General features: G+C 70.9%; 30 protein-coding genes. 16 read left to right on the forward strand and 14 right to left on the reverse strand.

The genetic code is table 11. The annotated features are described in order from the left end of the window. The first annotated feature begins 10 nt into the window (after window positions 1-10). The 7 genes from ABZ793_RS06215 to ABZ793_RS06245 are packed head-to-tail and all read left to right on the forward strand — an operon-like array spanning window position 11 to window position 7183. Window positions 11-1972, forward strand: coding sequence for a phage tail tape measure protein (locus tag ABZ793_RS06215; protein ID WP_357452706.1), 1962 nt, complete (start codon window positions 11-13; stop codon window positions 1970-1972). A gap of 6 nt (window positions 1973-1978) precedes the next feature. Continuing rightward, entirely contained in the window at window positions 1979-4606 is a 2628-nt protein-coding gene (locus ABZ793_RS06220) for a hypothetical protein (protein WP_357452709.1), read from the forward strand. 9 nt (window positions 4607-4615) lie between these two features. Further along, a complete protein-coding gene (locus ABZ793_RS06225) occupies window positions 4616-5119 on the forward strand; it encodes a hypothetical protein (protein WP_357452711.1) in 504 nt (167 codons plus the stop codon). 11 nt (window positions 5120-5130) lie between these two features. Beyond that, window positions 5131-5421, forward strand: a complete 291-nt coding sequence (locus tag ABZ793_RS06230; protein ID WP_357452713.1) for a hypothetical protein — start codon at window positions 5131-5133, stop codon at window positions 5419-5421. Beyond that, window positions 5421-6272, forward strand: coding sequence for a hypothetical protein (locus tag ABZ793_RS06235; RefSeq protein ID WP_357452716.1), 852 nt, complete (start codon window positions 5421-5423; stop codon window positions 6270-6272). Before ABZ793_RS06230 ends, ABZ793_RS06235 begins: the two co-directional genes overlap by 1 nt. A 6-nt stretch (window positions 6273-6278) precedes the next feature. After that, on the forward strand, window positions 6279-6587 hold the full coding sequence (locus ABZ793_RS06240) for a hypothetical protein (RefSeq protein WP_357452719.1): 309 nt from the start codon (window positions 6279-6281) through the stop codon (window positions 6585-6587). A gap of 29 nt (window positions 6588-6616) precedes the next feature. Beyond that, the gene (locus tag ABZ793_RS06245; protein ID WP_357452722.1) at window positions 6617-7183 is read left to right on the forward strand and encodes a hypothetical protein; all 567 of its coding nucleotides are present in this window, start codon (window positions 6617-6619) and stop codon (window positions 7181-7183) included. A gap of 131 nt (window positions 7184-7314) precedes the next feature. Here the strand turns inward: ABZ793_RS06245 and ABZ793_RS06250 are convergent, their stop codons facing one another. Further along, window positions 7315-7608: a hypothetical protein gene (locus ABZ793_RS06250; protein WP_357452725.1), complete on the reverse strand. Its 294-nt coding sequence runs from the start codon at window positions 7606-7608 to the stop codon at window positions 7315-7317. An 85-nt stretch (window positions 7609-7693) separates the two neighbouring features. Between ABZ793_RS06250 and ABZ793_RS06255 the strand changes: the two genes are divergently transcribed. After that, the gene (locus ABZ793_RS06255; protein WP_357452728.1) at window positions 7694-8077 is read left to right on the forward strand and encodes a hypothetical protein; all 384 of its coding nucleotides are present in this window, start codon (window positions 7694-7696) and stop codon (window positions 8075-8077) included. Between the two features lie 168 nt (window positions 8078-8245). Here ABZ793_RS06255 and ABZ793_RS06260 read toward each other — a convergent pair whose 3' ends face one another. The 6 genes from ABZ793_RS06260 to ABZ793_RS06285 form a co-directional block, all read right to left on the reverse strand. After that, the gene (locus ABZ793_RS06260; RefSeq protein WP_357452731.1) at window positions 8246-8752 is read right to left on the reverse strand and encodes a hypothetical protein; all 507 of its coding nucleotides are present in this window, start codon (window positions 8750-8752) and stop codon (window positions 8246-8248) included. After that, complete coding sequence (locus ABZ793_RS06265) at window positions 8752-9261, reverse strand: hypothetical protein (protein WP_357452734.1); 510 nt, start codon at window positions 9259-9261, stop codon at window positions 8752-8754. The genes ABZ793_RS06260 and ABZ793_RS06265 overlap by 1 nt, the downstream gene beginning before the upstream one ends. Before the next feature lie 14 nt (window positions 9262-9275). Further along, a complete protein-coding gene (locus tag ABZ793_RS06270; RefSeq protein ID WP_357452737.1) occupies window positions 9276-9512 on the reverse strand; it encodes a hypothetical protein in 237 nt (78 codons plus the stop codon). Then, on the reverse strand, window positions 9512-9859 hold the full coding sequence (locus ABZ793_RS06275) for a hypothetical protein (protein WP_357452740.1): 348 nt from the start codon (window positions 9857-9859) through the stop codon (window positions 9512-9514). Before ABZ793_RS06275 ends, ABZ793_RS06270 begins: the two co-directional genes overlap by 1 nt. Window positions 9860-9934: 75 nt before the next feature. After that, entirely contained in the window at window positions 9935-10111 is a 177-nt protein-coding gene (locus tag ABZ793_RS06280; RefSeq protein WP_357452743.1) for a hypothetical protein, read from the reverse strand. A gap of 2 nt (window positions 10112-10113) precedes the next feature. Beyond that, the gene (locus tag ABZ793_RS06285; protein WP_357452746.1) at window positions 10114-11586 is read right to left on the reverse strand and encodes a hypothetical protein; all 1473 of its coding nucleotides are present in this window, start codon (window positions 11584-11586) and stop codon (window positions 10114-10116) included. Between the two features lie 133 nt (window positions 11587-11719). Between ABZ793_RS06285 and ABZ793_RS06290 the strand changes: the two genes are divergently transcribed. Beyond that, a complete protein-coding gene (locus ABZ793_RS06290; protein ID WP_357452749.1) occupies window positions 11720-11935 on the forward strand; it encodes a hypothetical protein in 216 nt (71 codons plus the stop codon). A 4-nt stretch (window positions 11936-11939) separates the two neighbouring features. Here the strand turns inward: ABZ793_RS06290 and ABZ793_RS06295 are convergent, their stop codons facing one another. From ABZ793_RS06295 to ABZ793_RS06305, 3 genes are all read right to left on the reverse strand, one after another. Beyond that, window positions 11940-12143 (reverse strand): hypothetical protein, encoded by a 204-nt coding sequence (locus ABZ793_RS06295; RefSeq protein WP_357452752.1) that lies wholly within the window; start codon window positions 12141-12143, stop codon window positions 11940-11942. Then, window positions 12140-12337, reverse strand: a complete 198-nt coding sequence (locus ABZ793_RS06300; protein WP_357452755.1) for a hypothetical protein — start codon at window positions 12335-12337, stop codon at window positions 12140-12142. Before ABZ793_RS06300 ends, ABZ793_RS06295 begins: the two co-directional genes overlap by 4 nt. Before the next feature lie 194 nt (window positions 12338-12531). Then, a complete protein-coding gene (locus tag ABZ793_RS06305; RefSeq protein ID WP_357452758.1) occupies window positions 12532-13761 on the reverse strand; it encodes a helix-turn-helix transcriptional regulator in 1230 nt (409 codons plus the stop codon). Between the two features lie 180 nt (window positions 13762-13941). Between ABZ793_RS06305 and ABZ793_RS06310 the strand changes: the two genes are divergently transcribed. The 3 genes from ABZ793_RS06310 (at window position 13942) to ABZ793_RS06320 (ending at window position 15922) form a co-directional block, all read left to right on the forward strand. Beyond that, window positions 13942-14346, forward strand: a complete 405-nt coding sequence (locus tag ABZ793_RS06310; protein ID WP_357452760.1) for a winged helix-turn-helix domain-containing protein — start codon at window positions 13942-13944, stop codon at window positions 14344-14346. A 187-nt stretch (window positions 14347-14533) separates the two neighbouring features. Next, on the forward strand, window positions 14534-15517 hold the full coding sequence (locus ABZ793_RS06315) for a hypothetical protein (RefSeq protein WP_357452763.1): 984 nt from the start codon (window positions 14534-14536) through the stop codon (window positions 15515-15517). A 90-nt stretch (window positions 15518-15607) separates the two neighbouring features. Beyond that, window positions 15608-15922, forward strand: coding sequence for a hypothetical protein (locus tag ABZ793_RS06320; protein ID WP_357452766.1), 315 nt, complete (start codon window positions 15608-15610; stop codon window positions 15920-15922). 254 nt (window positions 15923-16176) lie between these two features. On the opposite strand, the gene ABZ793_RS06325 is transcribed toward ABZ793_RS06320, so the two are convergent. Both ABZ793_RS06325 and ABZ793_RS06330 read right to left on the reverse strand, forming a co-directional pair. Continuing rightward, the gene (locus ABZ793_RS06325; RefSeq protein ID WP_357452769.1) at window positions 16177-16698 is read right to left on the reverse strand and encodes a tyrosine-type recombinase/integrase; all 522 of its coding nucleotides are present in this window, start codon (window positions 16696-16698) and stop codon (window positions 16177-16179) included. Window positions 16699-16914: 216 nt separating this feature from the next. Next, entirely contained in the window at window positions 16915-17508 is a 594-nt protein-coding gene (locus ABZ793_RS06330) for a hypothetical protein (protein ID WP_357452772.1), read from the reverse strand. A gap of 541 nt (window positions 17509-18049) precedes the next feature. Between ABZ793_RS06330 and ABZ793_RS06335 the strand changes: the two genes are divergently transcribed. Then, entirely contained in the window at window positions 18050-18379 is a 330-nt protein-coding gene (locus ABZ793_RS06335) for a hypothetical protein (RefSeq protein ID WP_357452774.1), read from the forward strand. A gap of 488 nt (window positions 18380-18867) precedes the next feature. Next, window positions 18868-19128, forward strand: coding sequence for a hypothetical protein (locus ABZ793_RS06340; RefSeq protein ID WP_357452777.1), 261 nt, complete (start codon window positions 18868-18870; stop codon window positions 19126-19128). 177 nt (window positions 19129-19305) lie between these two features. On the opposite strand, the gene ABZ793_RS06345 is transcribed toward ABZ793_RS06340, so the two are convergent. Next, the gene (locus tag ABZ793_RS06345; RefSeq protein WP_357453175.1) at window positions 19306-20304 is read right to left on the reverse strand and encodes a hypothetical protein; all 999 of its coding nucleotides are present in this window, start codon (window positions 20302-20304) and stop codon (window positions 19306-19308) included. 135 nt (window positions 20305-20439) lie between these two features. Next, a complete protein-coding gene (locus ABZ793_RS06350) occupies window positions 20440-21075 on the reverse strand; it encodes a flavin reductase family protein (protein WP_357452780.1) in 636 nt (211 codons plus the stop codon). A 206-nt stretch (window positions 21076-21281) separates the two neighbouring features. Here ABZ793_RS06350 and ABZ793_RS06355 point away from each other — a divergent pair, with 206 nt between their 5' ends. Together ABZ793_RS06355 and ABZ793_RS06360 are read left to right on the forward strand one after the other, a co-directional pair. Further along, complete coding sequence (locus ABZ793_RS06355) at window positions 21282-21827, forward strand: DUF4240 domain-containing protein (RefSeq protein WP_357452783.1); 546 nt, start codon at window positions 21282-21284, stop codon at window positions 21825-21827. A 55-nt stretch (window positions 21828-21882) separates the two neighbouring features. Further along, complete coding sequence (locus ABZ793_RS06360) at window positions 21883-22299, forward strand: ester cyclase (protein ID WP_357452786.1); 417 nt, start codon at window positions 21883-21885, stop codon at window positions 22297-22299. Window positions 22300-22359: the final 60 nt, after the last annotated feature.

The following is a 22359-nucleotide window of genomic DNA, read 5'->3' on the forward strand; positions in this document are numbered from 1 at the left end:
GGAGGGCATCGTGGCGCTCAAGCTCGGCGAGCTGGTGGCCTACCTGAAGGCCGACGACACCGCCCTCGACCGCACGCTCCGCGCCGCCCGCGGCAAGCTCGAGCAGGCCGGGCAGAAGGCCCGCGAGTACGGTCCGGTCGTCGGTGCCGCGCTCGCGGCCGGCATCGGCGCCGGCCTCCTCGGCGGCCTCCAGCTCGACGCCGCTCGCGCGAAGCTGGCCGCCCAGGTCGGCGACCCGGTCCTGGCCAAGCAGCTCGGCGAGGTCGCCGGCCGCGTCTACGGGCGGGGCTTCGGCGAGACCGCCACGGACGCCATGCTCGCCGCCCGGTCGGTGATGCAGTCTGGGCTGCTGCCCAAGGGCGTCGACGCGGCGATCATCGAGGACATCACCGTCAAGGCGCAGACGCTGGCGACCGTCTTCGACCTGGACGTGACCCAGGCGGCCAGGGCCGCGGGGCAGATGGTCCGCAACGGCTTGGCGAAGAACGCCGCGGAGGCTCTCGACCTCATCACCCGCGGCTTCCAGGTGTCGGGTGACCAGGCCGGTGACCTGCTGGAGTCGTTCAGCGAGTACTCCACCCAGTTCCGCAAGCTCGGCCTGTCCGGGGCGGACGCGATGGGCCTAATGAATCAGGGCGTGCAGGCCGGAGCGCGGGACCTCGACGTGGTCGCGGACGCCTTGAAGGAGTTCGCCATCAAAGCGGCCGACGGCAGCAAGACCAGTGCCGCCGGATTCGAGGCGATCGGCCTGAACGCCCAGAAGATGACCGCCATCTTCGCCAAGGGTGGACCGGCCGCCCGGGAAGCCCTCGGCACCGTGCTGGAGCGGCTCCAGGCCATGAAGGACCCCACCGAGCGCGAGGCCGCAGCCGTGGCCCTGTTCGGCACCAAGGCCGAGGACCTCCAGGGCGCCCTGGCTGGGCTGGACCTGGACACCGCCGCGGCCTCCCTGGGCAAGGTGGGCGGTGCCGCCGGCCGGGCCGGTGACGCCCTGGAGCAGACCTCCGCCCAGAAGCTGGAGTCCTTCAAGAGGCGCGCCCAGGCAGCCCTGGTGGACAAGCTCGCCGAGGCCATCCCGATGATCGAGGCCACCTTCGGGTGGCTGTCCCGCAACTCGGGCTGGGTGGGTCCGCTGGCCGCCGGGCTCGGCCTCCTTGCCGGGATCATCGGCCTGATCGTCCTCGGCACGAAGGCGTGGGCAGCCGCCCAGATCGCGCTCAACGTGGCGATGATGCTCAACCCGGTCGGGCTCATCGTCATCGCCGTGATCGGGCTGATTCTCGTCATCGTCGGTCTGTGGATGAAATTCGAGGGCTTCCGCAATTTCTGGAAGGCCACCTGGGAATTCATCAAGGACGCCGCCCTCTGGGCCTGGGATCTGATCGTTGCCGGCGCGAAATTGTGGTGGTCGGTCTTCTCCGGCTTCTGGACGGGAGTCGGCCGATTCTTCGTCAAGCTGTGGAACGGCCTCGTTGACGGCGCCAAGGCCGGCTGGCGGAACATCACGAAGACCTGGGACCTGGTCGTCGGGTTCGTGACCGGCCTGCCGAAGCGGATCAGCCGGGCCGCGTCGGGAATGTGGGACGGGATCAAAAACAGTTTCCGAGCCGCCGTGAACTGGCTAATCCGAAAGTGGAATGGCCTGTCCCTGACAATCGGTGGTGGCTCGATCATGGGCATCTCCATTCCGAGCGTGACGCTTTCCACGCCAAACCTGCCGATGCTCGCCAAGGGCGGCCACATCCTCGGCTCCGGCATGGCCATCGTCGGCGAGCGCGGCCCGGAGCTGGTGCACCTCGGACGCGGGGCGACCGTGCAGCCGCTCGCGTCCGGATCGGCGGTCGCCGGGCTGCTGCGGCTCCTCCTCACCGGCGAGTTCCGGATCAGGGGCGGAGATCTGGTGCTGGTGCTGCGCGAGCAGGTCCAGCTCAAGGGCGGCGGGGACGTGCAGGCAGCGCTCGGACAGAGGTGAGGCGGCATGGGTAGAGACGTGCGGATCCGGATCGCGTTCGGGGCCACGATCGCCGACCCGGTCGAGACGTGGTTGTGGACCGACGTCACCTCCTACTGGCATGTGCCCCACGATGTCCAGGTCACCTGGGGCACGTCCAGCTCGGCGAGCAAGGTCGAAACCGCCACGCTCGGCCTGAGCCTGAAGAACCCCGACGCGCGGTTCACGCCGTTCGACGGGCGGTCGCCGTACTGGCCGCACGTCATCGAGTGGACGCCGATCGAGTACGCCATCGACCTGGGCGACGGCACCGGCTGGAGGGTCCGGTTCTCCGGCTTCGTGCGGAACTGGGCGGTGGAGTGGCCGGGGGCCAGCGCGCTGATGGCGGTCACCCGCGTCCAGGCGGTCGGCATCCTGGGCCGGCTGGAGCGGGGCCGGCCGCCGCAGCGGTCCGCGATGCGGCGCGCCACCGTAGCCAGCAGCCCGGGTGCGTACTGGCCGTGCGAGGACGGCGGGGATGCCACGCAGGCGGCCTCTGCCATCCCTGGGCACCCGCCGATCGGTGTCTCGGGCGTGGTGGAGTTCGCTGGCCTGTCGATCGAGACGGCCGGCGGTAACGCAGCGATCGGGAGCCTGCCCCTGCCAGACCTGTCGGCCGGTGGCCGCCTGGTGGCGTCCATCCCGGCCGACGTGACCGCCGCGTGCACAGCGGCGGGGCAGTACGCCATCGGGTTCATGGCGGAGGTCGAGGTCAGCTCGCACGCCGGGGAGCTGGCCCTGATCGAGTGGCAGACGCCCGCCGGCAGCTTCGTGCGGTGGCGGCTGGTCTTCTTCACGGCCGGCACCGTGCTGAACTGGAACCTGAGGGCGTACAACGCCAGCGGGGCCGCGACGCACGTGAACGGCGGCGCCGGCCACAGCTTCGGAGCCTGGCGCATCACCGCAGCTCAGAGCGGCGGCAACATCACCCTGACGCTGTACTTCGGCAGCAACTTCGCGATCACGTCGACCGTGGCGGGCACCCTCGCTGGCCCGACGCAGATCGTGGCGAACCCTGATGGCATCACCGCCACCGCGCCGGTGCCGATGGGGCACCTGACGGTGTGGCCCACCGCCACGCCGAGCCTGCCGATGTGGCGCGACATCACCGACCCATACGGGCGGCTGATCCGGGCCCCGGACATCCTGCCGTGGGAGGGCGAAGCCGCGCACCTGCGGCTCGACCGGCTGTGCGCGGAGGAGGGCCTAGCGTTCACGCCGCCTGTGCTTCCCGTCGACGACATCACCCGGATGGGCCCTCAGCCTGCCGGCACGTTCGCCGAGCTGGCGGGCCAGTGCGCGGAGTCCGACCAGGGCCTGCTCTACGAGGACGGTTTCGGCTTCGCGTTCCTCCCCCGGGTGGCCCTCTACAACGCCCCGGTCACCCTGACGATCGACGCCGCAGCGGGGCAGCTCGGCGGGGACCTGGCCCCCACCGCCGAGGATCCCAACCGCCGCAACCTTTGGACGGTGTCCCGGGAGGGCGGCTCATCGGGGACCGCCCGAGACGAGGCGCTCATCGCGATGCAGGGCGAGATCGAGGGCACCACCACCGTGCACCACCTCGACGACTCCCTCCTCGGGGCCCATGCCGCGTGGTGGCTGCGCCGCAACAGCGTCCAGGATCTGCGGTACCCGACGCTGTCGATCGACCTGTACGCGCACCGTGAGCTGGCTGCCGTGTGGTGCGACGTGCGGCCCGGCGCCCGGGTCCAGGTCGTCAACCCGCCGGCCCAGGCCCCTGGCGTCATCGACCAGATCGTCATGGGCGCGTCGGAGACGTACCGGGGCCGCCGGGGGTGGAGGGTCACCCTCAACGTGCAGCCGGCGGCGCCGTGGCAGGTCGCCGAGGTGGACGGCGACCAGCGGGTGCCGGCCGACGGGTCGACGCTCGCTGCCGACCTGGCCGAGGCAGGCACGGTGTGGGCCGTCGCCAACACCGCCGGGAACGGGCCGTGGACGGCTGACCCCACGGACTACCCGCTGGATGTCCGCGTCGGCGGTGAGCGGATCCGGGCCGACGCCCCCGGATCGGTCGTCAACCCGAACCCGTGGTTCGTCGCTGACGTGGCCGGGTACGCCGGCGCGGCCAGCAGCATCTCGTGGACGGCGTCGGGCCGGCCCGACACCCCGCACGGAGCGGCACGGATCACGCCCGACGGTGTGTCGGCGGTGGGCCAGATGACGTCCACGCCGGTGGCGGTGAACGCGTCGACGAGCTACCGGCTCACGATGTGGGCGCACGCCGACGTGGCGGCCGTGCAGGTGTCCATCGCGGCGGACTGGCAGACCGGCGCCGGCGTCCCGATCTCGTCGTCGTTCGGCACGCCGGTGACGCTGACGCCGGGAGTGTGGACGCCGCTGATCGTGACCTTCACCTCGCCCGCCACAGCCGGCCAGGTGGTCATGCGGGCCCGACACCAGGGCACCCCCGCGGCCACGTCGACGTGGCGGGTGGCTGGGTTCACTCTCGCGCCGGAGTCGACGGTGACGGGCTCCGGGGCGTTTCAGCGGCTGTCGTCCGCCCCGGACGGACGCGGCCTGAACGGCTTCACCCGGTCCTGGCCGGCCGGCACCCAGGTCGACGTATGGGCGCCCGCCATCGCACCCCTGTGAGGAGCCGACATGCCTGCTGTACCCACGATCGCTACTGGCGGCCGGCTGACCCCGGCGCGGCTTATGTTCATGCAGCGCCGGCCGGTGGCCATCCTCCGCCAGGGCGTGGCCCAGGCCATCTCCAACGGCGGCAACTTCACCCCCGTGACGCTGGACCTGGAGATCGAGGACACCGACCCGGACGGCATCGGCGGCCACTCCGGCAGCAGTTCCCGCTACACCTGCCGGTACCCGGGCGTGTACCTGCTGGGCGGTGGGGTCGGCTTCGCGCCAAACGCGACCGGGGCGCGGGGCGTGGGCTGGCTGATCAACGGGACGGTGCTCGACGACGTCATGCTGCCGGCGGTGACCACAGCGTCAACAGCCAGCCGAATCGCGGCCCGCACCACCCAGGTGCGGCTCGCTGAGGGCGACTACGTCGAGCTGGGCGCGTTCCAGAACTCCGGCGGGTCGCTGAACACCAGCCTTGGCTCTGCCGCGTCGTCCATGCACGTGACCTGGGTCCGACTCTGAAGGGAAAAACCATGTGGATATCGGTTGGGGACGGCCGCTGGGACTACACCGCCGACGAGGACCGGCACCTGCTGTTCCTGGACGGCGGGGTGTTTGCCGAGTACCACGGCCCCGTGGAGGCCGATGGCTCTGCCTGGGTGCACCGCTATCAGGCGGCCGCCGAGTTTGACCAGAGCTGGCCTCTGAACACGGCGGAGCACATCGACACGGTGCGGCTGGAGACGGCGGCCGAGTCGGACGAGCATGCGTGGGCCGTCCTCGCCCAGGCCGTGGCCGTCAACGACACGGGAGTGGACACCTGATGCGAGCAAGAAACATGCAGGCCCTCACCGATGCGATCAAGCGTCGGCACCCGGGGGTGGTCATTTACGGAATCGGCGACGCGGCCCACAAGCTGCGGGCGTCCGACCACAACGAGGACGACCTGTCGGGCTCCCGGGCAGCGCAGTCGGACTCGGACAACAACCCGGAGCACCGGGCCATCGACGTGATGCTCGGGCCCGCGTTCAGCCGGGCCGACGCGTACGGGCTGATCGACAACCTCGTCGGGGACCCGGGGTCGCGGGCCCGGCTGTTTTACATCATCTTCGACGGGTTCATCTGGTCGCGTTCGAGCGGCTGGACAAAGCGCGCGTTCGACGGCGATCCGCACCGGGACCACCCGCACATCTCGGGTTGGGCGGCAGACGATGAGAACGCTGCCGGGTGGCCGGCAGTCGACGGAGGGGATAGCGACATGTTCAGTCGCCGCGGTGACCAGGGCGAACACGTCCGGTACCTGCAGTACCAGCTCAAGAACGTGAACCCGACCATCAGCAACCTCGTCGGGGCGGTCGATGGCAAGTACGGCGACGCGACGGCGCGCGGGCTGGCCGCCCTCGTCAAGCTGCACAACGGCCGGACGGTCGACGGCAAGGTGTTCGGCCCGGCCGAGAAGATCTACCTGGAGTCGCAGCTCGCCCGGAAGTGGGGCGGGGGCGGCCAGCCCGGACCGCAGGGCCCGGCGGGACCGCAGGGCGAGCGTGGCCCGGCGGGGCCGAAGGGCGACCCCGGTCCGCAGGGCAGGCCGGGCCCCCAGGGGCCGGCGGGACCACCCGGAGGTGCCACCGTCGATCAGGTCGCCGCCGAGCTGGCCGCACGACTCACCGCCTGACGTCGTGTGGACTTTGCGGCACTCATCCCGCCCGGTGGACTCGGCGCGATCGGCGTCGGCGGCACCCTCCTCGGCGTGGTCATCTACCTCCTCAACGCGAACAGGGTCGATAGGCGCGAGTACCAGGACGCCATCGACCGGGCGGAGAAGCGGGCCGACGAGGCCGACGTGCGGCGCAAGGCCGCCGAGAGCCGCGTCGACGACCTCAACAAGGCCGTCGACGAGGCCCGCGCTGCCAGGCGGGTGGCGGAGGACAAGGCAGCACTCGCGGAGCGGGAGCTGGAGCGATACCGGCCGCCGGGGGGTGTGCCGTGACGGATGAGACCAGAACTCTCCGGCGGCGGATGGATCGGCGTGGCCGCCGACGTGCGGTCATCGCGCTGGTGGCCACCGCCCTGATCTTCGCGGCGGCCGGCTGGGTAGCTGCGTCGCTGGGCCGGCAGGCCACCGCCGAGCAGCAGCGCGCAGACTCCGCCGTGTCCGGGGCGGAGCAGTTGTGCCAGCAGGTGCGGCAGCTCGGCGGGACGTGTGTGGTCGACCCGTCGGAGCTGCGCGGTGAGCGCGGCGAACCCGGCCCGGCTGGTCCGCCTGGCCCGCCCGGGCTGCCCGGCCTAGACGGTGAGGATGGCCGCGACGGCTCGCCCGGGGCGACCGGCCCGGCCGGGGCCCGCGGGGAACCGGGCGAGGCTGGCCCTGCCGGCCCGGCTGGCGCCAACGGACCGCCGGGTGCAGCCGGACCCAGCGGGCCGCCCGGCCCAGCTGGCCCAGCCGGACCACGCGGCGAGCAGGGGCCGCAGGGCGAGGCGGGACCGGCCGGCGCGCAGTGCCCGGACGGCACGCACGCGGAGACGGTCACCGTGGTCACGACCAGCGGGGCCCGGCAGATCGCCGCCTGCGTGGCGGACGACTAGACCCGTCCCGTGCCGGCCGCCGGCGTGCGGGGCCGGGCGGGACGTGAAGGGTGGGGTGCGTCCCGCCCGGCTGTGGACGGCCGCGCACCTCGACCGTCCACTGTGCACAAGCGTAGGCGGTCCGCTGGGCGTTACCTCGCCAGGCGGGCACGGACCTCGGCCGCGTGCTCCTCGGCGATTCGCATGTCGGCGCCAGCCGCGCGCAGCAGCTCCACCGTCGGCCCGCTGATCCCGTGTGGGTCCGCGAGAGCCACACCGGCCTGAATACCGAGCAGCTCCGGGTCGGTGGTCACCTCGTGCACGGCCGCGATTGCCTCGTCGCGGGGCCGGTCCCGGTCGGCGCCGATGCCGTACCGGCCGGCCACGCCCGACAGCTCGGCCAGCTTGATCCGCTGCCCCTGAGGCAGCGACGGCACATGAACCATCCCCCGACCGTATCCGGTGACGCTGCCGAGACGGCACCACGACGACCATCAATCACTAGCCGCATTCCACCCCGAGGAGTGGACCATGGAATCCATCGTCCTGCCCGAGCTGCCCACCTACCTGTTCGCCCCCAACCTGGCGGGCGTGTTGTCGCTCGCGCTCACCGTCCTGCTGCCGCTCGCTGCGGCGCTGTTCATGCGGCAGTCGTGGTCAGCCGGCCCGAAGGGCCTGGTGCTGCTCGCGCTGGCCGCCCTGAAGGCGTTCCTGGAGGCGTGGTTGGCCGCCACGGACGGAGGCGTCGCCTTCAACGCGGTCGAGGTCGGCTACGCGGTGGTCGTGAACTTCGGCATCGCGGTGGGTGCCTACGTCGGTCTGTTGAAGAACACCCGGTTGCAGCAGTCCGCGATCAGTAGCGGACTCGTCCACGACAAGGTCGTCAACGGCACGGCGACGGAGCAGACTGCCTGATACCGAGTCGAGTGCGGGCCCCTGGGAGATTGTGGTTCGCCTCCTTGCGCCGCGCCGGTAGGATCGTCGGCGCGGTGCTGCCGGTGACGTCCCGGTCAGGCACCGACCAACATGCAAGCGGCCCCGCTCTCCCGGTTCGGGAGGGCGGGGCCGCTTCGTGCGTCCGGGTCAGCTTGCCGCCGCGATCCGCTCGGCGCGCACGTCCCGGATCCGCCGTTTGGCCGTCGCCTCGGACACCTCGAACTCCTCCATGATCGCCCGGACGATCTCGGCGTAGGGGTGGCCGCGGTCCAGCATCGTGCCGACGACGTCCTCGATCGTCGCCGGCTCCTCCTCGTCCTGGGCGCCGTCGAGGTCGAGGTCCAGCTCCTCGTCGACGAGCGCGGCCGGAGCGGTGGAGCGCACCCGCCGGCCGTCCGGCAGGGTGATCAGTCGCCCCCACCAGCCGGTGTCACGGCCGGTGTCATCGGTGTCAGACACCGCGCTGACCTGCGGATTGACACTGACACCCGGGTCATCCCCGTCGGTGGGGGAGGGGAGGCCCCGCGTACGCATCCACCAGTCGTGCAGGGTCGCGCCGGCGATGTAGACGGCGAGGACCAGGCCGAGGGCGATGGGGCCGCCCCAGCCGCGCGACGGCTCCTCGGCCGCGGCGAGGGTCATGGTGGTCAGCATCAGGCGGCTCCGAACAGGAGAGCGGGCAGGGGCGCGACGAGGCCGGTCACGATGTCGACCAGCGACCGGGTGATGTCGCCGATCAGGCCGCCGGGCAGGTCGGACATCATGCCGAGCAGGATCGCGACGATCCACATCTTGGCGTTGAGCCGGTACAGCGGGCTCTGGGGCCAGGTGAGGGTGGCGAACCTGCCCAACTTCTTGCCCATCTTGACGGGCAGCATGCAGCCGATGGTGTAGATCCAGAGCAGGCCGATGCTGACGCCGAGGACGGCGTTGACGCTGGCCCCGGCGATGTAGGCGCCGCCGGTGGAGTCGAGCAGGCTCTCGATGACCCCGCCGAGGGCGGCCACGGTCTTCGCGTCGGCCGGGCTCCCGTCGAAGCCCTCCTTGATCGCGGGCACGGCCATCAGGAACGCGAGGCGGTCCCGCAGCGAGTTGGGGCCGATCGACATGTAGTCGACGACCAGGGCGAGGAGCAGCAGGATCGCCACGGCGGTGGGAGACATGGTGTGCTCCACGGTCACGCCCCCATCCAGTCGAGCACGGTGGTGCCCGTCCGGGCGTCCCGGATCTCCAGGCGCGGCGAGTCCATCGGCTCGTTCTCGGCCAACGCTGCCCGGGTGAGGGCCTGGAGCAGCCGGTCGAGGATCCCGTCGAGGCCGGGGCCCTCCAGGTCGAGCTGGTAGGTGATGACGCGTTTGTGTAGCACCTCGTACTGCCCGTCGAAGACGTGCACGCGGTAGATCTGGGTGGCCATCAGCGGTCCATCTCCAGGTGCGTGAGGACGGGGAACAGGGCGATGCCGAGGAGCACCATGGCGCCTGCGGCCACCCAGGCGGTGGTGGTGTGGTCGGTGAGGATCGCGGCCAGTGCGGTGATGAGGGAGGCCAGCACGCCGCCCGTGAGCGCCCACGCGATGGGGGTCCACGGCACGCGGCGGGGGGCGGCCAGGACTACCGGCTGAACGCCGGCCTGGCGCAGCTCGCGGACCCGCTCGGCCAGCTCGGCCAGCGACCTGGCGGGCATGGTGACGATGCGGCCGGCGAGCGCCCGCAGCGGCGAGTCCTCGGGGACGTGTCCGCGGATCAGGTGTGTGGTGGGCATGATGAGGGTTCCTTCCTTCTCGGGGAGGGCCCGGGGCGCGGCGCTGCTTTGGTCGGTGAGCCGCGCCCCGGGGCGCTACTTGCGGTGGGTGTAGGGCGCGCCGATTGCGACGATGGCCAGGCTGAGCACCATGGCGAGGGCGCCGAGGGGGCGGTGGGCGGGCGCGGAGGCGAAGACGACTCCGGCGAGGCTGAAGCCGAAGAGCACCCACCCAATCGGGTAGAGGGCGTTGACGATGAAGCGCACGGGCATGCTCAGCTCTCCTTCGTGGTGGTCTTGGTCCGCTCGGCGCGGACCAGGTTGATGGCTCTCTGGGTGTCGCCGGCGCTGGTCCAGCCCATCTGGTCCATGACGGTCCGGCGCCCGGGGATGGCCCCGGGGTACGCCTCCCGGAGGGCCTGGACCATGGGCTCAACCCGGGGCGGCACGGTGCCTCCGGCGGCCGGGCTGACCGGCTTGATCTGGTCCACGCGGACGGTGGTCCGCCGGGCCGCAGTGGTTCGGGTGGCAGGCACAGACCCGCTGGTCACGACCTGGTCCACCGGAGTGGTCCGGACGTGGACCAGGTCGCGCGGTCCGGTCTGGCCCGGGGTCTGGTCCACCTCGCTGGTCCGCGGGTGGTCCATGTCGCCGGCCGGGCCCTGGTCCACCCGGACCGCCCGGTCTGGACCAGGCTCGTCCACGGGCCTAGTCCGGTGCCGCGCGATCCAGTCGGCCGGGATCTGGTCCGGGATCTGGTCCGCGATCGAGGCGGGCATGCGAATGCCGTCGATGGTCCGCAACTGGTCCACCTGGGCGCGCAACTCGGTGGTTACCTGCCGCGTGCCCATCCGGATCTCGTCCAGCTCGGTTCGCAGCTCGTTGCTCACCGGCGCCATCGGACCGCGCTTGACGTCCTCGATGATGCGGCGCATGACCTCGGAGTCGGGCCGCACCGACGACACCACCACGTGAGCGACCGCGTATCGGCGCCGAGCGGCCTCGATGACCTTCTCCTTCGTCTGCTCGGCGCGGCTGGTGAGGGCCCGGTTGCCGAGCCATGACCACGGCCAGCGGCTGTTCGCCCAGCGCATCGCGCGGGCCATCCTGCGGATCTGCCACTCCTCGTGCTCATCCGCGACGTCCTGGGACTCGGGTTCGAGTGCGCCCAGAGCGACAAACAGCCGGCGCGGTGTCCACCGGAACCGAGTGCGTTGGCCGGACCGGCGGGTTACCCGGAGTAGGGCCAGGTACCACAGGCACGCGCCGAAGACCACGATCACGGCCCGGCCGACCATCGCCCCGAAGCTGGCTCCGGCGATGACTGCCAGGACGCCGCCGAGTACGGAGAACAGCCAGAAGAATGGTCCGGCCGGGCCGAACCCGACGTTGGCCTTGCCGTGCTTGTCCTTGCCTTTGCCGTGGTCGTAGATCATGCCGACCGTGACCCAGGTCGCCGCCTCGAGGAAGACCGCAAACGCGCCGGCTTCCCACTCGGGGAGCTTGAAGACCTTGGTGCAGAACTCGTACGTGCCGGTGACGACGGCCCAGGTGACACCGGCCTGAACGAGGGCCTGACCGATGGCCAGCTTGAGGTTCGGTGCGGCACCGCGTACGGCTCGGGCGGTCTTGGCGACGAGCCGGATGACCAGGGTGACGGCGAGCACGGCGACCAGCGCCGCGCCTGCGGCCAGGGTGGCTACCAGCCATGGGCTCTCGGCCCACCATCCGTTGATCTGCTCCGTCATGCCCGCCATCATGGCGTGTCTGGCGCTTCTGGCGCAACTGTCGTGACTGGCGTAGCGTGTCGTCGTGGTTATCAGTGGCGCGACTGGCGTGAGATCATCCCCAGGGAGACGCCGACGGACCAGGGAGCGCAGGGTGAGCAGCAGCGTGTGGATCAGCCCGAGAGAGGCGGCCGACCTGCTGGAGGTCTCCGAGCGCACCGTGCAGCGGTCCCTCCAGGACGAGGGCCAGCGCGCCCGCGAGTGGGGCGCGGAGGGGGAGGGCTGGCGGTACAAGCCGCTGTCGACGCGCGGCGCCTACCAGCTGCGACGCTCGGCGGTCCTGGCGAAGGCCGGCCAGCCGGAGGCGTAGGCCCTCAGCGGTCGTGCGGCGGGATCCACCGGCCGCGGCCGACCAGCGTCAGGTAGGCGTACGCAACCTGGGTCGGCTCGCACGGCCAGGTGTGGTGGCAGATCGGGCACCAGTCCCGCACCCCGGCGCGCGGCCAGTGGTCGGTGATGATGACCCGCGCGTCGAGGATCAAGCGGTTGCGGATCTGGGCCAGGGAGAGGCCGCTCACCGGGCCAGCTCGACGCCCAGGCGGCGGGCGCGGTCGGCGCGGTATTGGGCCCGTGCGGTCCGGGCCCAGCCGAGCGCCTCGCAGCCGTCCGAGGTGCAGCCGCCGCACTTTCCGCCGTTGTCGTGGCGGTCGATGATCGTGCTGGCGACGGCCGCCACCGCAGACGGGCTGACCTCGTCGTACATGGATGTCATCGCGCTGCACCCCCTTGTCGGGGACTGAGGCGGCCGGCCCCTCGGCGGCGACCGCCCCTGCCCTTCCCGGCGGGACGGTGGCGGTGCACCGCCACCGTCCCGGGTTTCAGGCTCGGTTGTAGATCGCCGATCTACAAGGTACGCAACGGGCTACAGGCAGTGATCGACTGTGTGACTGGTACGTCACGTACCAGTCAGCACCCGACCAGCGACGCCAGCTCCGCCAGCTCGGCGCTCATCGCCCGCCGCCGGCCCTCCGCGATCGACTGCACGATCTCCCGGGCGTAGCGCTGCTGCCGCAGCCAGGCGGGCGCGGTGTCGCGCAGATCCAACAGCACCCCCGTGGCGTCGGCGTACTGGCCGGTCTCGACGTGCGACCACGCCACGTCCAGGCGGTGGCGCTGCCTGGACGACGGAGTCACCTGGGGGGACTGGGGGATTCCCTGCGCGAGCTCCAGTGCACGGTCCGGCTGCCCGGCGATGACCGCCGCTTCTACCCGCATCAGCGCGACCGCCTCCGTGGAGAAGTCGTTGCCGGTGACGGCGCCGAGCGGGTCGACGTGCTCGCCGAGCCGGTGGGCGCCCGCCGCCGCCAGGTCGAGCATCTCCCGCGCGTCGTCGTCTCGGGCGTCCCGGACCGCCGCCGAGGCCGCCTTGACTAGCAGCCATCCCCACGCCGTGAGCTGCGCCGGGGTGGCGGTGGACAGCCGCGGCTCGATCTGGTCGGCGGTGCGTACGGCAAGCTGGTCGGCCTCACCGAACCGCCCTTGGCGCAGCAGCAGCCAGCACATCTGGGCGACGGCCGCGGCGCCCACCAGTTCGTCGCCGCAGCGGCGGGCGTGGTCGAGGGACATGGTGAGGGCGACGTGGGCCAGGTCGACCTGGCGGAGCTGGATAAGTAGCCGTCCGGCGAGCTGGTGCGCTTGCGAGGCGAGCGCGTGCGCCCGGAGCTGCTGGTCGCCGTCGGTGGCGTCGACCAGGGCGCGGGCCTCGCCGAGCAGGCCGGGTACGAGGCTGATGGCGCTGGCGTAGTCGTTGGAGTGGTAGACGCGGTTGGCGACGGCGACGGCACGCTCGACGTCGGTGGCCGTGGGCGGGTTGGTCTCGGCCGTGGCGTCGACGGGGCGGCCGTCGAGGCCGGCGACGGGTGTGAGGGCGCGGCGGACGCCGACGAGGCCGAGGGGGGCGGCGTCGGGCTCCCGCATGGCCTGGGCGCGGGCGGCGGAGCCCATGAGCGCGGTGGTGGGTACGCCGAGGGCGCGGGCGAGCTTGTGGAGGGTGGACATGCGGGCGCTCTGCCGCTCTCCCTGCTCCAGCTTGCGCACGGTCTCGACGGATACCCCAGCCCGTTCGGCGAGCTGCTCTTGCGTGAGGGTGGACTGGCGGCGGATGCGAGCGAGGTGCTCGCCGATGGTCGGCTCCATGGTGGCCTCTCCCAGGTAGCGGTCTGGGCGGCGGCCCGCCGACCGCTACAACCGGCGGGGCCGCCACCTCGGACGGTACCGCTCATGGCGGTCGATGCAGAGGGAATGCGTCGATCCGGGGGCCCCCGGATCCCCGGATCCCAGGCACCTCAGTGGACACTGGGTCCGTACGGTGCGTGGGTGATCGACTTTCGCGCGGAGCGGGCTGTCTACCAGCAGCTCGCTGACCTGCTGCGCGAAGAGATCACCTCGGGACGGATCCCGCCTGGAGGGCTGCTGCCGTCGAGCACGCGCCTTGAGCAGGAGCACGGCGTGAGCCGTGAGACGGTACGCCGTGCATTGGCTGTGCTGCGCAGCGAGGGCCTGGTTGTCACCGAGCCCAGCTACGGTACGCGGGTGCGGGTGGCCGAGGAGCGTAGGCGGGTGTCTGTGCCCCGGGGTGCGACGGTGATCAGCCGTCCCGCGAGCAGCAAGGAGCGTGCGGAGCGCGGCCTGACGCTGGGGGAGCACGTGCTGGTGATAGCGGTGGGCGGCCGGGTGGTGGGGGTGCACGCGGCGAGCGCGGTGGAGCTTTCGTTCCGCTAACCAAGATCGCCGATCTTGATTTGTTCGTACGCCTGTTCGATAGCATCCCGCCCCATCTAGGTAGGCTTGTAGCCTTCGCGTAATTTTCAGATGACGCACAGCGATTCTCGCAAAGCGGTCAGGCGGCGACGATTCGGGCGGTGGAAGTTCCACGCCGAGCCGGCAAAGACTCGCGCTCGATCGACAAGTGCGCCACTATGGCTGCCTGCCGGGCAATCCCATCAATGGGACGACCAGCGAAGCTCCGGGGGGAGGCAGCTTGCGGACCAAGATCGCCGCGCGGGCCGCCCTCGTGTGTGGTCTGGCTGGGCTCGCCTGGTGCGTCTGGTCCACCCTGGACGTGTCCGCCGCCCAGGCTGATCGGCCACCTTCAGTCGAGCAACCGGGAGGGCTGCTCGACCGGGCCGGCCACCTGCCAGAACGGGCAACCGACCGGGCCCGCGAGGCCGTCGCTGAGGTGATGCCGGAGCTGGCCCGCGAGGCGGAGCCTGAGCAGCCGATCCTGTCGACCGACCCCGAGCGCGCCGCGCCCGAGCCCAGCATCGAGCTGGAGCCGCCGACAGCGCCTCCGCCGGACCCGACCTCCGCCCCGGCCCCGCCGGCCAACCCCATCGGCGAGATTGTCGAGGAGGTCGTTGACGCCTTGCCGCCAGCGGTGTCTCCGACGTCCCCGCCGCCGGCCCACACCGGCAGCGAACCCGGCCACATCGTGACGCTCCCAGGCATCGTCAACCCGACGATCCTGCCCGTCGCGCCGGTTCTCTTGCCGCTGCCTGCGGTCATCGGGCCCGTCCCCGCAGGCGAGTCCCCGGCCAACCCTGCGTCGGCCAGCGCCACCGCCGCCCGTGACGTGCCACCCTGCGACGGCAGCCGGTCGGCCCGCAACGTCGACCGCAGTCGCGGTGTCGCCCGCGCCGCCCTTGACCGGCAACCCGACCCGGGCCGCGCCGAGCATCCCCGCCCTGCGAGGCCCAGCCCGCCAGTGTCCCCGCCCCTGGGCGAGGCTGCCCCGCCGGTCGTCAAACCCGCCGACCAGGACGTGCTGTCTCTCCTCGACGGCACCCTTCCCGGCGCCGCGCGCGCACCGACGCTGGCCCGCCTCGGTGTACTGCGCCCTAGCTCCCACATGTTCACCGCCTGGGCGACACACCTCGATCCACGGCCCGCCTGATTCCCGGCCGGCCCGCAGCGCGGGCATGCTGCCGGGTACGCCCCCGGGCGCCCGGCTCGACCACAGCCGCCCCTTCGGAGGAGCTAATACGTGAAGACCTGCAAGACCGCCAACGTTCTGACCGTAGCCGCCGTTGCCGCCTGGACCGGCTACGCGCTGCTCGCCCTCTGCGAGGTGCAGGGCAGCGCCCGCCAGGCCGCGCTGGGGCTGGCGGGCGCGCTGACCGTGATCAGTGTGGTGGTCACCGTCCGCCAGGTGAGCGGCGCCGCTGTGCGTACCGTGACGGTGGCTGTGGCCGCCGCGCCCCGCGAGGCGTACTACCGCGGCTACGGCGACGCCGCCCAGGACGCCCTCGGCGGCGGCGCGGACGATGACGACGACAGCACCGATCTCCGCAACCCCTGACCGGGCGGTTGCACCAAAAGGTTGCAGTATCGGACGTGAACATGGTTTGCCATAGTTGGTAATAGCGCTCCTAGCAGGGGAGGAGCGACGCCATGAGCACCTATGTTGAGCCCAGATACGAGGACCCGATCAACTCGTAATGCGTAGGTCGACGGTTCGATTCCGTCAGGCGGCTCGGTACAGAAGCCCAGGTCAAAGACCTGGGCTTCGCCGTTTCCCGAGGTCGATCACGTCCCCGCTGGCGGGCTGAGTCCTTAGTCCTTGTCCCGTGCGGCGACCGCTTCGTCCAGCCGGGTGGCGACCGTGTCCAGGTCGTCACCGAACATCCCGGCATACCCGTCCAGCCTCATCGAGGCGGAGGCGTGCCCCAGCATCCGCTGCACTGCCTTGACGTTGGCGCCCGCCGCCACGGCGAGACTCGCGGCCGTGTGTCGCAGGTCGTGAGGAGTGAGTCCGACCAGCCCGACCGATGCCGCCGCCGGCCCGAAGACCCGCGCCCGGAAGTTGGTGTTGCGAAGCGGCCCGCCGTTCGGGGCGGTGAACACCATCTCGTTTCGACGCTTGCCGGCGACGTGCGCGGCCAGCTCGTCGACGAGGAAGCGTGGGATGGGCACTGATCGCCGCTGGTGGTTTTTTGGTGTGCCCTCCACCAGCTCTCCGCTGACCTCCACGAACGCCACCGCCACTGTCACCCGACGCCGTAGCAGATCCAGCCGAGACACCCGCAGCGCCGACGACTCACCCCACCGCAAGCCGGTGTGGGCGAGAAACCGCACGAGCAGCCCCGTACCGCCCGCACGCCTCCGCGAGCATCGCCACCTGGTCGTGGTCAAGGCGGCCCGCAAGCGGGCCGCGCCGGCCCGGCCCCGGCCTGGTGGCGACCTCCGGCCGGCATCGGCCGTGCCGGCCGGCCACGCTTGGGACGACCAAGCCCTTGAAGACCTCAGGGCTCCGCCCCGAACCCCGGCCCTCCTCAGAGATCCGCTTCAGCGCTAGCCGTGACGCTTCGCCAAATCAGCGAGGACCGTGCATGGGCGCTCAGCCCCCTGGTGCCAGGCGCTTCCCGCTACTGCGACGGGGTAGCTGACCTCTCTGACCTGTCGGTCGGCGGTCTCGACGGAGAACCTTATCGACAGCGGCTCGCTCCCAAAAGCGAGAGCGCACTCGATGCGCAGCTTGACACTGATCCAGGCGGTACCGCCAGGGCGCAGCAGTCGAGGCTGGCCGGTGTCATGGACCTGGACGCCAGGTCGTTGACCGGTAGCCGAATTCACCGTGATTGGCGCGGGGCCGGCGTTGATCACTGCCAGTTGCCCGTCCAGCTGGAGGACGTCCGTGGCGTCCGCACCCCCGCTACCGGTGGATGCAGGAAAGGCCACAAGTGAAACCGATCCGTTCCGCTCCCGCTCCTCCCGCGAGTCTCGCAGCTCACCAACACCGACACCGCCGAGCACAATGCCGACCACGAAGGCAGCCACGAGCCGTACATTCCACTTCCGGCTGGCCGCGAGGCGGACAGGGGCGGTTCGGCCCGCCGGCTGGCGATCTTTCCCGTCTAGGTCAATCACGTTGTGCTCGGCCGACATGGCGTCAGCCTAGGGCTTTCCGTGACCACGCGTCGGCCGGCCGTACAGCCAGCCATACAGTCAAGACCATCTGCTGACGCCGACGCCATCCGACAACGGCAGACGGGCTAACCAGGGAAGCAGTCACCTGACCAGCCATCCGCGATCTCCTTCTAATCCCCAGGCCAGCATGGGCCATCCTTGGGCCAGTAACCGTGGCGCGCAGCGGGCACGAGCGGGCACGAGGCGCAACCGGGCTGGCCGCCGCCCACAGGCGTTTCGGGCGTCACGACCGGTCGATCACGCTCTTCCAAACTGACGGTGCGAGCGCGACGGGCTCGTCCCGCCGTGCCCGTTGGTGCTCGTTGGGATGGGCGACGACAGTCAACGGCGGTCAGCTCCTGGACGTGGCAGCCAGCGTGGTGACGCAGTCAAGCGGTTCACTGCCGAGCAACTTGCGGCCGTATCCACACTTCCTAACCCGTGTGTCGAGCGGTTCCGCTGGCACGTTTGGTGCTGCCTGCCACGATGATCCGGTGCCGTGGCCGGAGGAGCGACAGACATGACAGAAGCCGAGGAGGCGGTCGACCGAATCCGGGCGACTTCGGCGTACCGACTGCTTGTCATCGGGTACCGCTGTCTGCCTCTCGGGCTCCTCATGTGGGGCGTTGGCGTCGCCGTGGTGGCCCTGTGGTCCCTGAAGCCGCCGGTGGTGTTCATCCCGTTCGTCGTTGCGACCGGCACGGTGCTTGCTGGAGTGGTCGCGGTATGGGCTGGCCTGCTAACCCTGTACGCCCGTCGGCTCATGCCACCTGGCGGCACCGATCGACATGGGGCCTTGATGAAGGTGCTGTGGCGGGACGTGATAGCACCAGTCAGGCCCGGTAGGTAGCGGAGCGACTGCAGCACCGGACCGGCGCGGGGCAGCCCACGGCATGGCCTGCGTCAGTCCTCATCTAGTCCTGAAGAGGCCGGACCGCGACCACCGACGCTGAGAGATGTCGAGAGGCATTTCCGCCCAATCCACATCAACATCGCGCCAGTGTCGCAGCCAAAGCTGCCTCCGGCGGGACCAGACGACTCGTAGATCGGAGGCGGCAACCGGGCCGATCAGTCAGCCACCACCGTCTTCTTGGTCAGGCCGATCACGGAGCGTCACGAGTAGCGTGATGCCTGAACGACGCCGACCGATGCCCCGAAATTGTGTACGGGGCGGTAGTCGTAAGGAAGGTGAGTTGGATCATGAAAAGACGAGTGTCGGCACTGTTGGCAGGTGTCGTATTCCTCGTTGCGGTCCTGGTTTACCCCACTCCTGCCTCAGCCGCTGTCTCGCAAATCGAGATTTCTCCGACAGCACAAGTCAGCTCCCAAGGGGTCTTCGTGACCGTCTCGGTCACCTATCAGTGCACCCCCTCCGAACCCGCCAACATCGAGGTCTACGTCGCGCAGGCCAGAGGGACTCAACTCGTGGAGGGCTTCGGCTTCCTCTTCAGCACCTGCAGTTCTTCCACGCAGACATCCCAGATCCTCGTGCAGTCGCGGAGCGGCATTCCGTACCACCCGGGCATGGCCGTGGCCACAGCTTCGGACTTCGACGGCGGTGCTTTCACCGGTCCGGTGGAAATCCGCCTCACCCGTTGATCGCCGGGTCCCAAACTCCCCACGATTGAATTTCAGCCGGCGGCGGCCTCCCGACCAGAACCGGGAGGCCGCACGCTGTGTGTCCAGGCGCGGTGGGGGCAACGATCGTTTCGCCGTTTCTTCAGGCCGCCGCCGATCAGGTGGCAGAGCGACCGGCCGAAGCCGGTCAGCCGCACCTCACTTGCGTGACGTCGGTGCCTGCCGGCAGAGCCGGCGGTACTCGGCCGTCACCACCGCGAGCAGGAAGAGGTCCACGCAGAGCGCGGAGAGCGCCCCGAACTGATCGACGGTGAAGCTGAAGATCTGCCCGAACAGCAGGTCCACGAGCAGCGCGAGTTTGAACAGCCGGAAGGCTCGCACCCGGCCGTGCGGCAGCAGCAACGCCCCGCGGATGCCGAGCACCGCGGTGATCAGCGCGGAGACCGAGACCCCGACCACCGCCCGCCACTCCCGCTGGTCGGGCAACAGGCCGGTGACCGCGTCCTGCACGACCGTGAGCACGACGACGAACGGCTCGCCCACCAGGTAGAGCACCACCAGCGACACCACCCACCGGTGGGTGGTCACCCAGATCACCGCCCGGCGGGCCCGGCTGAGCCAGGGCTGCCAGAACCGGGGGCCGGCCGGCTCACGCCGGGGTACGGCGTCCAGCAGCTTCGCCACCGCCTCCTCGACGTCCGGGCCGCAGCCGTCGACCTGACGCATGACCGCTGTGCGACGCTGATCGGTGAGCCCCGTGCGGAGCCCGCCGACCACCGTGTACAGCGCGTTGGCCGTCCGCTCCGGGCCGGAGAGCCTGGTCCGCCCACGGATCGCCTGGGTGATCACGACCAGCAGGGCGAAGGCGCCGTAGATGATGCCGGCGGCCGGGGCGTAGAAGTAGTCGGTTCCGGCCGTGACGAACTTGCCCACCTCGTCGATGAAGAGCCCGAACCCTGTCCCGCCCAGGATCGCGCCCAGGATGCGCGGGGCGCTGCCGAGGAAGACCAGCGCGACACCCAGGCCGGCGGTCATCAGCAGCCCGCCCCAGAGCACGTGCGCGATGTGGAGCCCGCCGCCGCCGAGCCGCGGAAAGCCGGCCGCCTGGAGGAAGGCCCGCGTGACCAGCACCGTCACCACCCCGGAGAGCACGAACGCCTGCAGGTACGACGGTGCCTCCAGCACCCGCGGCGGCATCGACCATCGGGACGGACGGGCGGGCATGGTCCCGACGCTAGTGGCGGCGGCCGTCACCCCGCGCCGGTTCCGCCCGAATGAGAGGCGGCCCCGGCCACGAGCGCGTGGCGGGCGGATCGTCAACGCCGTCGGCGGTCACACCGTGGGCGTCTCGGAGCGGAAGCTGTGACCGAGTTGGTCGCCGAGGCCGAAGTAGTGGCGGAAGTTGTAGATCAGCGGGTTCCAGGACTTCGGGTCGACGTGGTTGGTTCCCGGCACGACGATGCGGGCGTCGGCGTGCACGGCCAGGACGTGGGCCTCGACGATCAGGAAGTCGCCGCCTGCGTCGGCGCGGACGTGCGCGGCGCGGGCCTCCAGCTGCAGCGGGCAGTCGGCCACCCGGGGTGGTCGCACGTGTTGCGATGGCTGCGGGCGCAGCCCGGCGGCCTCGAATTTCGCCGGTTCGTAACGGAAGCGGTCACGCTTCTGGACCGGTACCGGGTGCCGGCCGGTCAGCGGGGCGAGGCGTTCGACGGCTTCCCACTGGTGCGCGGCCGGAAAGTTGATCACCATCTCGGGGCGCGAGGCGAGGTTGTCGGCGCTCTGGCCCTCGCGGCCGAGTCCGAGCACCACGACGTGGCCGAGAGCCCACGCCGAGGAGATGGGTGCGAGGTTCGCGCTGGCGTCGTCGTTCTCGGTGCTCAGCAGCACCACCGGGGTCCCGAAGTACAGGACCTTCGGGCTGATCGTCAGATGCTCGGTGGCGGCGGGGGAGCTGGTCGTCGTCGTCATGGTCGCCGACGGTACGGGCGTGACGCTTCGGTACCCACCGAAGCGATTCGCCGGCGACCGGAGCATCGCCGGCGGTGAGGCGACCGCAGGCGGACCAGGTCACGCAAGCACCGGTGGGAACGGGCGGCACGGGCAACCAGGGAGGCAGGTCGGCGGTGTCGCCTAGGCGGGGCGAGGTTGTCGGTCACGCTCGCTACGCTCCCGCCGTGACTGATCCTGCCAGTGGTATCGCCAAGCTCCCGAGCGCCGACGACGAGGCCCGGTTCTGGGCTCTCGTCGAGTCCGCCTGGGAACGGCTGGGCGCCGCGCCCGCCGCGTTCCGCCGGGCGCTCCTGACCCGCGACCCGGAAGCCGACGACGATGACGACAGCCTCTACGCCATCGACGCGTGGCTCAACCCGTTCCTCGACAACCTCCGCCAGCTCTCGGCGGATCTGTCCAGCCAGGAGCTGACCGATCTGGACCGGGTGGTCGAGCGCAAGCTGCACGACATCGACCGGGCGGACGTCCACGAGGTGACCGACGGGTCCGACGACGGCTTCCTCTACGCCCGGGGCCACATCGTCGCGCTCGGGCGCGAGTTCTACGAGGCGGTGAACGCCGACCCCGCCGTGGCCGTGCCGGACGGCACGTGCGAGAGCATGTGCTACTTCTTCGCCCACCTGCACAACAAGCGGTTCGGCGGGTGGCCGGACACCGGCTCCGGCATCTCGCGGGAGTCCTGCACGAACGCGGCGGGCTGGAGCGAGTGACCCAGGGGGGCCGGTCCGCGCCCCCAGCCCGGTGACCTGCGGGAATACTGTCGTGATGCACAGTGATCCGCTGACCGTGGTCCGGTCGTTCCTCGAGGTGGTCCGGTCCGGCGTCGACCCTTCCCAGGCCGGGCGCTTCATGGCCCCGACGGTGACGGCCCGCCAGGTGCAGGCCGAGGCCCCGGCCGTGGTCGAGCGCAGTCCCCAGCAGTACGCGGAGCACGTGACGGAGATGCTCGACGCGTACGGCCGCTTCACCCTCACCGTCGACGAGCTCTTCGGCTCCGGCGAGAAGGTCTACGCACGCTGGACGCAGCGGGGACACCACGTCGGGGAGGTCGACGGTCTCGCGCCCACCGGGGCGCCGGTGACCCAGTTGACCAGCGCGGTCTACCGGGTGGTCGACGGGCTGATCGTGGAGTACTGGATCCAGATCGACCGGTACGGCCTCCGGGCGCAGCTGGAGCGATGAGTTCCGGCGCCCGTCGGCGTCCACCCTGACGACTCACGTCGTCCGTCAACCTGGAGGCAG

The sequence above is a fragment of the Micromonospora sp. NPDC047465 genome, from assembly GCF_040643125.1.
Taxonomy (GTDB): domain Bacteria; phylum Actinomycetota; class Actinomycetes; order Mycobacteriales; family Micromonosporaceae; genus Micromonospora.

Excerpts from the sequence above, each read along its gene's own strand:
- ABZ793_RS06220 (WP_357452709.1), top strand. The coding sequence starts at position 1,979 with ATGGGTAGAGACGTGCGGATCCGGATCGCGTTCGGGGCCACGATCGCC.
- ABZ793_RS06225 (WP_357452711.1), top strand. The coding sequence starts at position 4,616 with ATGCCTGCTGTACCCACGATCGCTACTGGCGGCCGGCTGACCCCGGCG.
- ABZ793_RS06230 (WP_357452713.1), top strand. The coding sequence starts at position 5,131 with ATGTGGATATCGGTTGGGGACGGCCGCTGGGACTACACCGCCGACGAG.
- ABZ793_RS06235 (WP_357452716.1), top strand. The coding sequence starts at position 5,421 with ATGCGAGCAAGAAACATGCAGGCCCTCACCGATGCGATCAAGCGTCGG.
- ABZ793_RS06245 (WP_357452722.1), top strand. The coding sequence starts at position 6,617 with ATGGATCGGCGTGGCCGCCGACGTGCGGTCATCGCGCTGGTGGCCACC.
- ABZ793_RS06250 (WP_357452725.1), bottom strand. The coding sequence starts at position 7,608 with ATGGTTCATGTGCCGTCGCTGCCTCAGGGGCAGCGGATCAAGCTGGCC.
- ABZ793_RS06255 (WP_357452728.1), top strand. The coding sequence starts at position 7,694 with ATGGAATCCATCGTCCTGCCCGAGCTGCCCACCTACCTGTTCGCCCCC.
- ABZ793_RS06260 (WP_357452731.1), bottom strand. The coding sequence starts at position 8,752 with ATGCTGACCACCATGACCCTCGCCGCGGCCGAGGAGCCGTCGCGCGGC.
- ABZ793_RS06265 (WP_357452734.1), bottom strand. The coding sequence starts at position 9,261 with ATGTCTCCCACCGCCGTGGCGATCCTGCTGCTCCTCGCCCTGGTCGTC.
- ABZ793_RS06270 (WP_357452737.1), bottom strand. The coding sequence starts at position 9,512 with ATGGCCACCCAGATCTACCGCGTGCACGTCTTCGACGGGCAGTACGAG.
- ABZ793_RS06275 (WP_357452740.1), bottom strand. The coding sequence starts at position 9,859 with ATGCCCACCACACACCTGATCCGCGGACACGTCCCCGAGGACTCGCCG.
- ABZ793_RS06280 (WP_357452743.1), bottom strand. The coding sequence starts at position 10,111 with ATGCCCGTGCGCTTCATCGTCAACGCCCTCTACCCGATTGGGTGGGTG.
- ABZ793_RS06285 (WP_357452746.1), bottom strand. The coding sequence starts at position 11,586 with ATGACGGAGCAGATCAACGGATGGTGGGCCGAGAGCCCATGGCTGGTA.
- ABZ793_RS06300 (WP_357452755.1), bottom strand. The coding sequence starts at position 12,337 with ATGACATCCATGTACGACGAGGTCAGCCCGTCTGCGGTGGCGGCCGTC.
- ABZ793_RS06305 (WP_357452758.1), bottom strand. The coding sequence starts at position 13,761 with ATGGAGCCGACCATCGGCGAGCACCTCGCTCGCATCCGCCGCCAGTCC.
- ABZ793_RS06330 (WP_357452772.1), bottom strand. The coding sequence starts at position 17,508 with ATGTCGGCCGAGCACAACGTGATTGACCTAGACGGGAAAGATCGCCAG.
- ABZ793_RS06335 (WP_357452774.1), top strand. The coding sequence starts at position 18,050 with ATGACAGAAGCCGAGGAGGCGGTCGACCGAATCCGGGCGACTTCGGCG.
- ABZ793_RS06345 (WP_357453175.1), bottom strand. The coding sequence starts at position 20,304 with ATGCCGCCGCGGGTGCTGGAGGCACCGTCGTACCTGCAGGCGTTCGTG.
- ABZ793_RS06350 (WP_357452780.1), bottom strand. The coding sequence starts at position 21,075 with ATGACGACGACGACCAGCTCCCCCGCCGCCACCGAGCATCTGACGATC.
- ABZ793_RS06360 (WP_357452786.1), top strand. The coding sequence starts at position 21,883 with ATGCACAGTGATCCGCTGACCGTGGTCCGGTCGTTCCTCGAGGTGGTC.